The sequence below is a fragment of the Streptomyces sp. ISL-43 genome, assembly GCF_018614195.1.
In the GTDB taxonomy this organism is placed as follows: Bacteria; Actinomycetota; Actinomycetes; order Streptomycetales; family Streptomycetaceae; genus Streptomyces.
In genome coordinates this window covers 111,150-122,150 of the sequence record NZ_JAGGOT010000037.1, presented here as the reverse complement: position 1 = coordinate 122,150, position 11,001 = coordinate 111,150, and the positions used below count along the sequence as shown (strand labels likewise).

Sequence of the window (11,001 nt, the reverse complement as noted above, 5' to 3'; positions counted from 1 at the left end):
CTTCCCATCCCCCCACCCCTCTTGATCACGGCAACGGAGAAATCCCATGTTCACGACTTCCTGGCAGCGTCCGCTCATCCTGGCGGCGGTCTCCCTGGCCTTCGTCACCGGTACGGCGTGTGCCGCGCAAGCGTCGGAGCACCCCACCTCGACCAGCATCAGCTCCTCGGTCGTCGCTGACCACCCGGAACCCTGCGTCAAGATCGGCAAGGGCGGAGAGGGCGGCAAGGGCGGAGAAGGCGGCAAGGGCGGCAAGCCCGGCGAGCCGGGCGAGCCCGGCAAGGCCGGTCGCTCCGGATGCCTCCGATTCGGTGACCTGCCCGACAAGGAGAAGTCCGAGCTTTCCGTGGTCGACAAGGTGCAGATCGTGATGATCCTGCTGGCCGACGACTCGGACGAGATGAAGGAGAAGATCGCCAAGAAGTACGACATCTCGGAGGCGCAGCTCGACACCTGGAAGGAGCAGTACGAGGAAGGTGACTGGTTCTCCCTGATGGGAGGCGACTCCCCCTTCTCCCAGTGAGGAACTGAGGCGGGAAATCTGGGGTGGCAGGGCTCCTCGGCCCCTATGGGCCGGGGGGCCCGACTCTTTCGCCACCGGAAATCACATACGGATTCAATTTCTTGCTAGGGAGAATCTCATGCGAGTGCGCTCTTGGAAGTTTCGTATCGGTATTGCCATCTCGACGACCCTGATCGGCGCCGGTGCCATGGCGCCCGCCGCCACAGCGGCTCCGGCCACCCCGGCGGCCCAGGTCGTCGCGGGCCAGCAGCACGGCCTCGCCTTCGGCGGCGGTGACGGCGGGCAGGGCGGGAACCGGACCGGCACCGGCAAGGTGCTCGGCAAGTTCAAAGCGGGCAGCGGCAACGTCAAGGTGGGCAACGGCAGCGTCCGCGTCGGTGACAGGGTGTGCGCGGGCCAGTGCGACGGATCGGCCAACGGCAGCAACGGCACCAAGGGCGGGGTCTGTGTCGGGCAGTGCAACGGCAGCGCCAACGGCGGCAACGGCACTACCGGCCCCGTGGGCGGCAACGGCACGAACGGCGGTCGCGGCGGGGTCTGTGCCGGAGTGTGCAACGGCAGCTCCAATGGCGGCAACGGTGGCAACGGCGGGGCCGCGCGGCCCGGCGGTGACGGCGGCGACGGCGGCACGGGCGGCGACGGCGGCATCTGCGTCGGCATCGGCTGCCAGACCAGTGGTCAGGGCGGAAGGGGTGGCGACGGAGGTGAGGACTGACCCCCGCCGGCACGTGTTCCAAGGGCCCCGCGCATACCGCGCAGGGCCCTTTGTGGGCACTCGTATGGATCACTGGATAGACTTTCGGGTAGAAAGAGCGGCCCCGGCTGCGCAGAGCGCTCGCCGGGTCGGCCGAGTGCGGGGAGGCGCCTGATGGGTACGGCATCGCACCCCCCAAGCCTGTACACGGGCCGGCCCTCCGGCCTGATCGGCATGGAGATCGCGGGCTACCGGATCGAGCGCATGATCGGCCGTGGTGGCATGGCCGTCGTCTACTGCGCGAAGGACCTGCGCCTGGACCGTACGGTCGCGCTCAAGCTGATCGCCCCGGAGCGTGTCCGTGACGACGTCTTCCGCCGCCGCTTCACCCACGAGTCACGTGTGGCCGCGAGGATCGACCACCCCCACATCGTGCCGATCTTCGAAGCCGGTGAGACGGACGGCGTCCTGTACATCGCCATGCGCTACGTCGCCGGTCTGGACCTGAGGGGCTTGCTGGACCGGGACGGGCCGCTTCCCGTGGCGACCGCCCTGCGCATCGCCGCCCAGGTGGCATCCGCACTCGACGCGGCCCATGAGCACGATCTGGTGCACCGGGACGTCAAGCCCGGCAACATCCTGATCGCGGCGGGCACCGACAGCGAGCACCCCGAGCACGCGTATCTCACGGACTTCGGACTGACGAAGAGAACCCGGTCGCTCACGGGATTCACCACCGCGGGCGAGTTCGTCGGCACGCTCGACTACATGGCGCCGGAACAGATCTCCGGCCGCCCGGTGGACGGCAGGTGCGACGTCTACAGCCTCGCCTGTGTCGTCTACGAAACCCTCGCCGGCGGGCCGCCCTTCGAGCGCGACGACGCCCCGGCGCTGTTGTGGGCGCACCAATACGACAAGCCGCCCCTCCTGACGGAGAGGCGGCTGGGAATCGCGCCGGCTGCTGACGAGGTCTTGGCGAAGGCTCTGGCGAAGGTCCCTGAGGACCGCTACGGCTCCTGCCGGGAATTCGTGGCGGCCCTGCGGGTCGCCACCGGGAGCGGTGTCGGCATGAGCCTCGATCCGCCATCGCGGGTGGATCCCGGGCCCGGGCTCTCGGAGAAGCGCGTACCGCCTCCGGAGCCTCCGGACTGGGCCCGGCCCGTCTTCGCCGGCGCGCCCGGCGGGTCGTAGACCACGCCGGGCGGTAGGAGCGGGTGAGGGGTCACAGTCCGAGGGTGATGGCCTGCCGGATCAGTTCCGCCGAGGTGTTCACGCCCAGCTTGGCCCGGATGCGGCGGAGATAGGCGTCGACCGTGTGCTTGGAGAGTCCCATGGAGCGGGCGGTCTGCACGTAGGTGCGCCCTGCGGCGATGTGTCGCAGTGCCTCCTGCTCGCGCGGGGCGAGTGCGGCTGCGGGGGCGGGGCCTACGGCGTTCGGCATGGTCAGTGTGAGGCTCATGGGATTCCCTCCGACACGTCGGCTCGGTCATCTCTGCTCACATCCTCGGAAGCAGTGGACATATCCAGGAATGTGGATGTATGTCCGTGTTAAAGAGCCTGTCGGTGGGACTTCATGATGGTGTCCGCCGACTGTCACAGCCGTGTCACAGGGAACGCCTACCCGCGCGTCACGGGCACGATCTCAGCGAAGTCGTGCTGCTCCTCAGAACCCGATGAGGGACTGCTCGGCCCAGATGGTCTTTCCCTCGGGCGTGTGCCGGGTGCCCCAGCGCTGGGCGAGCTGGGCGACCAGCAGCAGGCCACGCCCTCCCTCGTCGAAGATCCGGGCACGCCGCATGTGCGGGGCGGTATTGCTCGCGTCCGAGACTTCGCAGATCAGGGTGCTGTTCTCGTGGATCAGCCGCAGCTGGATGGGCGGCTCGCCGTAGCGGATGGCATTGGTGACCAGCTCGCTGACCACGAGCTCCGTGACGAACGCGGCCTCATCGAGCCCCCAGGCCGTCAGCTGCTCGGTGGCGTCACGACGGGCCTGGGCGACGACGGAGGCGTCGGACGGCACTTCCCAGACGACGACCTTGTCGGCGTGCAGGGCCCGGGTACGGGCGACGAGCAGGGCGACGTCGTCATCGGGGGGATGGGTCAGCAGCGCTGTCAGAACGCGGTCGCAGACCGTGTCCAGCGTGGAGGCGGGACGGGCGAGCGCCGTGAACATGGAGTCCAGACTGTCGTCGATGTCGTGGTCCCGGGGTTGGAGCAGACCATCGGTGTACAGGGCGAGGATGCTCCACTCGGGAAGCTCGACCTCGACGGTCTCGAAGGGCAGGCCCCCCAGTCCCAGCGGCGGGCCGGCCGGGACGTCGAGGAGGTACACAGAGCCGTCGGGGGAGACGACGACGGGCGGGGGGTGGCCCGCCCGGGCGACGGTGCAGCGGCGGGTGACCGGGTCGTAGACCACGTACAGGCAGGTGGTGCCGATGCCCCCGGCGGATTCCCCGGCTCCGTCCGGGTCGGCCTCGTCGGCGGACAGGTGGATGACGAGGTCGTCGAGATGGGTGAGCAGCTCGTCGGGCGGCAGGTCGACGTCGGCCAGGGTGCGTACGGCGGTGCGCAGCCGGCCCATGGTCGCGGAGGCGCGCATGCCGTGGCCGACGACATCGCCCACGACCAAGGCCACCCGCGCGCCGGACAGCGGGATCACGTCGAACCAGTCGCCGCCCACGCCGGCCTCGCCCCCGGCGGGCAGGTAACGGGAGGCGATCTCCAGCGCCGTCTGATCGGGCAGCGAGTGCGGGAGCAGGCTGCGCTGCAGCGTCATCGTGGTGGTGTGCTCCCGGAGGGGGTGCCGGGGCGCGTTGCGGACGCTGACGGCCGCTTTGGTCGTGAGCTCCTCGGCCAGCCACAGGTCCTTCGGCTGGAAGGGCTCCCGGTGCTGGTGGCGGCCGAAGATGGCCAGCCCGAGAGTGATACCGCCGGTACACAGCGGCACCACCATCATGGAGTGGGTCCCGGACTCGCTGATCCAGGCGGCCCCGGGGTCCTCGGCCACCCATCGGGCGATGGCCGGGTCGGTCGTCCCGTACACCGCGCCACGGCCCGCCGCCAGACGCTCGACGACCGGTGACAGCGGTGGATAGACGATCGTCTGTCCGGCCGCGACCCGGGACTCGGGGCTTCCTTCGAGGATCGAGCGCACAGCGGTACGCCGCACGGTGACCGGCCCGGCCACGGGGCCGGCGGTCGGCTTGTCGCGGCGCGGGAGGGGTTCCAGCAGGTCGACGACCGCGAAGTCGGCGAGCCGGGGGACGGCGACGTCGGCCAGCTCCTGCGCGGTACGGGCGCTGTCCGGGGTGGTACCGATGCGGGCGGCGGCATCGGCGTAGCTGTCGCTCGGAACGAGCAGCTGCGGACGGTCACCCACCATTCCGGTCTTGTCGTGCGCGGCCAGGCACACGCCGCGCACCCTGCCGTCCGGGTCCCGCAACGGGGCCAGCAAGGTGGCCCAGCCGCGCCCCAAGCTCGCGGCCGCGGGGCGGATGAAGGCATCGACGTACTGCGGCTCACCGGTCTCCAACGCGAGGCGCATCCTGCGCTCGGTCTCGTCGCTCACAGGGTCCGGCGCGATGTCCGGCAGGCGCAGTCCGCGCATCTCGCCCTCCGTGAGGGAAAGCACGCGCATCATGCCGCCGTTCGCAAGCACCAGCCGCAGGTCCTCATCGAAGACCGCCAGGAAGCAGGGGGACTGGGCGAACGCCCATGCCCTCAACGGTTCGTCCAGAGGCGTGCGGGACCCGCCCGCCACCGCGGACACCACGAACCATTTGGTGATCCCGCTGGAAGCCGTCCAACGGTGCGCGAGCAGCCTCAGCTCCAGCCGCCGGCCGTCCTGGTGCCGCAGCGCCACCGTGCCGCTCCACCGCTCCTGACCGGCCGGGATCCGCTGCGCCGGACCGTCGCCGCCGTCGGCGAGCAAGCCGGAGGCGGGCAGCCCCACGACCTCGGAGGGCGGGTAGCCGAGCAGTCGACGGGCGCCCTCACTCCACTCGGTGACGATGCCCTGCTCGTCGATGGTGGCCGTGGCCGTGTATGCCGACTCGGGGGAGACATCCGTCTCCTCCGGCCGCTCACCAGGAGAGGTGGGAAGTCGCTCCATCGCCGCTCATCTCGCCCTCGGTAGTTCCTGCCCGCCGTCACACGGGACCTGCACGGCCAGGGGTTCCACTGACAAGCATGATCCGGCGGGGCAAGGAGCACCAACGCAATGCCGTCACGAGGCACGCTCAGCCGGTCGGACCGGGGGTGAGGGCCGCCGGGGGGTCCGGCGGCGAGGCCGGGTGCGCGAGGACGAGGGCGAGGACCGCGTCTCCCGCCCGCCACACCATCGCGCGGCGCCGTCCGCCGAGTACGGGCGGCCGGAGGCCGAGGATCACGATGCCGCGCGGGGCGGCGCCGAAGATGCCGCTCCGGTCGGCCTTGACCGCGGCTTCCTTCAGAGCCCAGGCGCCGGCCAAGGCATCGGGCCGGTCCGTACCGATGAGGGAGAGTTCCCCGGGGGACAGGGCGTGGTCGGCGACCCGGCGTACCGCGGCGGCCGAGACCGTCTCGCACAGGTCCACGCCGACCGGCTGCGGTGCGACGGCTGCGGCGACGTGCCCGGCGGTGTGGCTGATGGAGACGCTCACGGCGGGCATCGGACTGCCGCCGACGACGGCGTAAGGGCTGCCGTCCTCACGCGGGAGGACCTCCACCTCGTCCGCCGGCGCGGCGGTCACTTCGCCGACCAGGCGCTTGGCGAGCAGTCGGCCGGCCGCCCACTCGGCCTGCCGCCAGCCCGGCAGCGCGTGGACCACGCGCTGTTCGGCCGGTGAGAGAACCGGTGCCTGGTGGAGGTCCCGGCGCCGGGCCACGATGAGGGCTGCTCCGCCCCACCGGTGGATGCGGCCCGGCGCGATCGACTGGAACGTGGTGTCCATGGCAGCGGGGATCAGGCGGCTGCGGCGGCCGGAGCCGGGTCCAGGTGCCGCAGCTCCTGCTCCAGCACGGTCACCGTGCGACGGATCTGCTCGGGCGTGTGGTCGCACGTGATGAAGAAGCGCAGCCGGGCCATTTCCTCGGGTACGGCCGGGTAGAGGATGGGATTGACACTGATGCCCTGCTGGAACAGGGCTTCCGCCAGTCGCAGGGTCTTCAGCGAATCCCCGACGATGCACGGGACGATCGCCGTGTCGTGGCTGTCCCCGATGTCGATGCCCGCGCCGCGCGCGAGGCGGACGAACAGCGCGGCGTTCTCCGCGAGGCGTGTCACGCGCTCCGGCTCGCGGCGCAGCACTCGCAGAGCGGTCAGGGAGGCGGCGGTGTCGGCCGGGGTCATGCCGGCGCTGAAGACGAAGCCCGGAACGGTGTAGCGCAGGTACTCGATGACCGAGCGGCTCCCGGCGACGTAGCCACCGCAGCTGGCAAGCGCCTTGGACAGCGTGCCCGACCACAGATCGACGGCCGGGCGCTCGATGCCGTGGTACTCGCCGATGCCGCGCCCCGTCTCGCCGATCGTGCCGATGCTGTGCGCCTCGTCGATCATCAGCAGCGCGCCGTGCCGCTGCTTGACCTCGACGAGGGCGGGCAGGTCGGCGATGTCGCCGTCCATGCTGTACACGCCCTCGATGACGACCAGCACCCGCCGGTACTGGTGGCGGACCTGCGTGAGGATGGCGTCGAGGGCGGCCGCGTCGTTGTGGGGGAACGGCCGCCGGGTCGCGCCCGACAGCTTGCATCCCTGCAGGATGCTGTCGTGGGCGAGGGAGTCGTGGATGACGAGGTCCCCGGGCCCGACGAGGTGCCCGATCACGGTGACGTTGGTGGCGTGCCCGTTGGCCAGGGTGATCGCGGCCTCGCATCCGAGCAGGCCGGCGAGTTCGGTGTCGAGTTCCAGGTGGAGCGGACGGCTGCCGGACAGCAGCCGGCTGGCGGACACCGACGTACCGAAGCGTTCGATCGCCTCCTTGGCCGCCTCGTTCACCGTGCGGTGCGTGGCCATGCCCAGGTAGTTGTAGCTGGAGAACGAGAGCAGTTCCCGGCCGTCGACGACGGTCGTGTCCGTCATACCGCCTTCGTGGACGAGGAAGTACGGGTTGGCCAGCCCCATCCCGGCGAGCGAGGCGATGCGCTCGCCGTGGGCGGTGACCTCCGGGAAGCACTCGATCCGCGTGTGCTCCTCGGGCAGCGCAGAGGGGGCCGGGGCGGCCGACGCGGGGCAGTCCGGGCGCGGGTCGGCGGACGGCGGGGCCGCGGGCAGCGGGTCCGCGGGCGCGTCGACGGACGGTGACGCGGTTTCTTCGGCGTGTGCGGCGTCGACGGGTTCGGCGCGCTGTCCGGGGACGGCCGCCGGTACGGCGTCCCCGGTGCTGCTCGCGATCAGCGCGGCGACACTCCCGACGGTCGGCCGGTCGGCGACCTTCTCGTCGAACTCCCAGCTCGGCCACTGCCGCTTGAGGGAGGTGAACAGGTCGGTCAGCATCAGCGAGTCGAAACCGAGTTCGTCGATCAGGAGCTGGTCGCCGCGCAGATGACTCACCGGGAACGCGCTGATCCGGGCCACGTGCTCGAGCACGGCGTCGGTGACCGCGTCGATGCCCCCGGTCGGCGGCTCCTCGTCGGCCGGAGCGCGAGAAGAGGATGAGTCGGCGGCGGCAGCGGGGACGTCAGGGACCACAGGGGCTGTGGGGAGGGCGATGGCCGGAGAGGCGGGCACAGGTGCCGTTCCGGCCGTCGACGGCGGCGTGGTCTGCGCGGGCGGGTTCGGTGCGGGGAGCGCCTCGGTGAGGCGGGTGATCAGCGTCGCCTGCTGCTGGACCAGCTGGAGCAGCTCGTTCATCGGGTCGTTCGTCGGGGCGTTCATCGAGGTCTCCTCGGGCGATATGGGCTGGGCGGGAGCGGAGGTGTCCTTCTTCGAGGGGCGCTTGCCCGACACCCAGTAGGACTGGGTGTCGAGCCTCGCCACCGGCAGGTCCAGCAGCCGGCGGTCCTCCTGGGGAACCAGGGCGCGCGGGTCGACCGGGGCGCCCAGGACGGCGAGCCGGGCGAGGGCCAGGGCGAAGGCGCGCCCGCCGTCCGGTGCCTCCCCGCAGGCGGGGACGACGTGAACGTCGCCGTGGCCGGTGAGGTTGCGGCGGACCGAGGTGAGGAGCGAGTTGCCGCCGGTCACCTGGAGGAATATGCGGGCCCCCTGGTCGTAGGCGGTTCGGACGGCATCGCTGAAGTGGACTGGCGTGGACGCGTGCCGGGTCCACAGCTCGCGCAGCCGGTCGGGGTCGGTGCAGACCTCCGCGTTCACGGAGGAGACGAACGGCAGGACGGGGCTGCTGATGCGGCGGGTGGCGAGGCCCGAGCGCACGGCCTCCTCGGCGCAGGCCAGCCGCGGGGAGTGGAAGGCGTTGGAGACCTCGAGCGCCGCCGTGACGACACCGTCCTCGGCGCAGGCCTGCCGCAGGGCGGCGAGCCCTTCCAGCGTGCCGCTGACCACGACCTGCCGCGGCTGGTTGAAGCAGGCGAGCCACACGTCGTCGATGCCGTCCATGAGTCGGCGGCAGGTCTCCTCGTCGCTCTGCACGGCGAGCATCCCGCCCCGGAAGCCGGACTCGGCCTGCCGGAGGGCCGCGCCCCGGTGGACGAGCAGCCGGACGGTGTCCACGTTGGTGAGCGCTCCGGCCGCCGCGGCCGCGGCGAACTCTCCGAGGCTGTGACCGAGGGCGAGGTCGGGAGCGACGCCGCAGTCGGCGAGGACACGGGTGGCGGCGATCTGCACGGTACCGAGCAGGGGCTGGCACACGTCCGTGGCGGCGAGCCGCTGCCTGAGCTCCTCCGCGTCGCCTCGGGACGTCGCGGCTTCGCCGTACAGCAGATCGCCGAGGTCGAAGCCGACGTCCCCTCGGGCCACGGCACTGAGGACGCCGACGGCCGACCGGAAGGCGGGGAACCTCTCGTAGAAGTCCCGCATCATGCCCGGCCGCTGACTGCCCTGGCCGGGGAAGAGGAAGGCGATGCGGCGCTGCGCGGCCGGCAGGGGGGCGTCGGCGGCGTAGGCGCCGTCGCCGAGGTCGCCCCGGGCGCCGGCGAGGAGCTGCTCACGGGCGTGGCGCAGCCGCTCGAGGAACGCGTCGGTGTCGGTGGCCACGATCGCGAGCCGGGCCGTCAGCGGTACCCGCGCGCCGAGGGTGTGGGCCACAGCGGCCAGCGGGGCACAGTCCGCCGTGTCGAGTGCGTCGAGTACTTCGCCGATGTGCTGGTCCAGGAGCTCGGCGTTGCCGGCCGAGAGGAGGACGAGAAGCGGTCCGGTGTCTTCGGCGCGTTCGGGGAGACGGCCGGGGGCCGGGGCGGGCTGCTGCTCTTCCAGCACCACATGGACGTTCGTGCCGCCGAAGCCGAACGAGCTGACGGCGGCACGTCGCGGGGTGCCCGTGTCCAGAAAGGGCCGTGCCGTGGCGGCGAAGCGCAGACCCGCGTCGGAGATGCCCAGGTCAGGATGGGGGGTGGTCTCCGGCTGCGGCACGATCGTGCGGTGGTGGACGACCAGAGCCGTCTTGATCAGTCCCGCGATGCCTGCCGCGGCCAGGGAGTGCCCGATGAGGGCCTTGCCCGCGCCGACGTAGCACAGACCGGGGTCGTCGTCGGGGTACTCGGTGCGCAGCCGGCGCAGCGCCTCCGCCTCGGCACGGTCACCGGCGGCGGTGCCGGTGCCGTGGGCCTCGAGGAAGCCCACGGAAGAGGGGGCGACCCCCGCGTCGTCGTAGGCCCGGCGCATGGCACGCAGCTGGCCTTCGGCGGTGGGGACCAGCGGTCCGGGAGACGCGCCGTCGTTGGCCGAGCCGATGCCCTTGATCACCGCGTAGACGCGGTCGCCGTCGGCGAGGGCGTCGGCGAGCGGCCGTATGACGACGACACCGGCGCCTTCGCCGAGGACGAAGCCGTCGGCCCCCTCGTCGAACGGGCGGCATACACCGGCGGCGGACAGCGCGCGGAGCCTGGAGAAGCCGACGAGGCTGTCGGGGGTGAGGTTGAGGTACACGCCGCCGACGAGGGCGGTCCGGCAGGTTCCCTGGCGCAAGTGGGCCATCGCCTGGTCGAGGGCGACCAGCGAGCCGGAGCAGGCGGCGTCGACGGCGAAGCTGGGGCCCCCGAGGTCGAAGTGGCGGCTGACGGTGCCGGCCGCCATGTTGAGGAGGCTTCCGGGCAGGGTGAAGCTCTGAATGGCGCCCAGCTGTCCTGCCTGCTCCTTGAGGGCGTCAAGGCCGTCGTGGCCGTCCGGGGCACGCGATTCCTCGGCCATGGTGAGGGCCCGGATGGGGGTCGTCATGAGGTCCTTGTAGTCGGACACCGAGATTCCGAAGAAGGCCCCGGTGTTCTCCCGGTCGAAGTCGCCGCGGCCCAGCCCCGCGTCGTCGAGGGCCTCGCGGGTGACGTCGAGCATCAGCCGGTGCTGCGGGTCCATGGCCCGGGCCCGAGCGGGCGGCACCCCGTAGTGCAGGGCGTCGAAACGGTCCACGCCGTCCAGGAAGGCGACCTGGTCGGTGTACGCCGCGTTCGGGGCCGACCGGTTGCCGGGTTCGTAGAAGGTCTCGTGGTTCCACCGCTCCCTCGGGACGGCGGAGAACTGCCGCTCCCCGCTCATCAGGAGCTTCCAGTAGCCATGGATGTCGGGGGCACCGGGAAAGCGGCAGCCGAGTCCGATGATGGCGATGTCAGTCATGAGGGATCTTCCTTGGCGTAGCGCCCCGGGGGTCGGCAACCGGGGCGGCGGGGACACGGATGCCTGTGCTCCGGATGGTGTTCC

The 11,001-nt window shown here is 71.6% G+C and carries 7 protein-coding genes; 3 read left to right on the top strand and 4 right to left on the bottom strand.

The window, feature by feature from the left end:
• Positions 1-46 precede the first annotated feature (46 nt).
• From J7F03_RS22550 to J7F03_RS22540, 3 genes are all read left to right on the top strand, one after another.
• Positions 47-523, top strand: coding sequence for a hypothetical protein (locus J7F03_RS22550; protein WP_214952188.1), 477 nt, complete (start codon positions 47-49; stop codon positions 521-523).
• A 118-nt stretch (positions 524-641) separates the two neighbouring features.
• Positions 642-1,238: a hypothetical protein gene (locus tag J7F03_RS22545; RefSeq protein WP_214952186.1), complete on the top strand. Its 597-nt coding sequence runs from the start codon at positions 642-644 to the stop codon at positions 1,236-1,238.
• A gap of 153 nt (positions 1,239-1,391) precedes the next feature.
• Positions 1,392-2,408 carry a serine/threonine-protein kinase gene (locus tag J7F03_RS22540; protein WP_214952184.1) on the top strand — a complete coding sequence of 339 codons (1,017 nt, stop codon included), beginning with the start codon at positions 1,392-1,394 and terminating at the stop codon, positions 2,406-2,408.
• Between the two features lie 31 nt (positions 2,409-2,439).
• On the opposite strand, the gene J7F03_RS22535 is transcribed toward J7F03_RS22540, so the two are convergent.
• From J7F03_RS22535 to J7F03_RS22520, 4 genes are all read right to left on the bottom strand, one after another.
• The gene (locus tag J7F03_RS22535) at positions 2,440-2,676 is read right to left on the bottom strand and encodes a response regulator transcription factor (protein WP_214952183.1); all 237 of its coding nucleotides are present in this window, start codon (positions 2,674-2,676) and stop codon (positions 2,440-2,442) included.
• 204 nt (positions 2,677-2,880) lie between these two features.
• Positions 2,881-5,328: a SpoIIE family protein phosphatase gene (locus tag J7F03_RS22530; RefSeq protein ID WP_214952181.1), complete on the bottom strand. Its 2,448-nt coding sequence runs from the start codon at positions 5,326-5,328 to the stop codon at positions 2,881-2,883.
• Positions 5,329-5,455: 127 nt separating this feature from the next.
• Positions 5,456-6,148, bottom strand: a complete 693-nt coding sequence (locus J7F03_RS22525) for a 4'-phosphopantetheinyl transferase superfamily protein (RefSeq protein WP_214952179.1) — start codon at positions 6,146-6,148, stop codon at positions 5,456-5,458.
• 11 nt (positions 6,149-6,159) lie between these two features.
• Positions 6,160-10,917, bottom strand: a complete 4,758-nt coding sequence (locus tag J7F03_RS22520; RefSeq protein WP_214952177.1) for a type I polyketide synthase — start codon at positions 10,915-10,917, stop codon at positions 6,160-6,162.
• Positions 10,918-11,001 lie beyond the last annotated feature (84 nt).

Coding starts and splice junctions, on each gene's coding strand:
- J7F03_RS22550 (WP_214952188.1), top strand. CDS start 47: ATGTTCACGACTTCCTGGCAGCGTCCGCTCATCCTGGCGGCGGTCTCC.
- J7F03_RS22545 (WP_214952186.1), top strand. CDS start 642: ATGCGAGTGCGCTCTTGGAAGTTTCGTATCGGTATTGCCATCTCGACG.
- J7F03_RS22540 (WP_214952184.1), top strand. CDS start 1,392: ATGGGTACGGCATCGCACCCCCCAAGCCTGTACACGGGCCGGCCCTCC.
- J7F03_RS22535 (WP_214952183.1), bottom strand. CDS start 2,676: ATGAGCCTCACACTGACCATGCCGAACGCCGTAGGCCCCGCCCCCGCA.
- J7F03_RS22530 (WP_214952181.1), bottom strand. CDS start 5,328: ATGGAGCGACTTCCCACCTCTCCTGGTGAGCGGCCGGAGGAGACGGAT.
- J7F03_RS22525 (WP_214952179.1), bottom strand. CDS start 6,148: ATGGACACCACGTTCCAGTCGATCGCGCCGGGCCGCATCCACCGGTGG.
- J7F03_RS22520 (WP_214952177.1), bottom strand. CDS start 10,917: ATGACTGACATCGCCATCATCGGACTCGGCTGCCGCTTTCCCGGTGCC.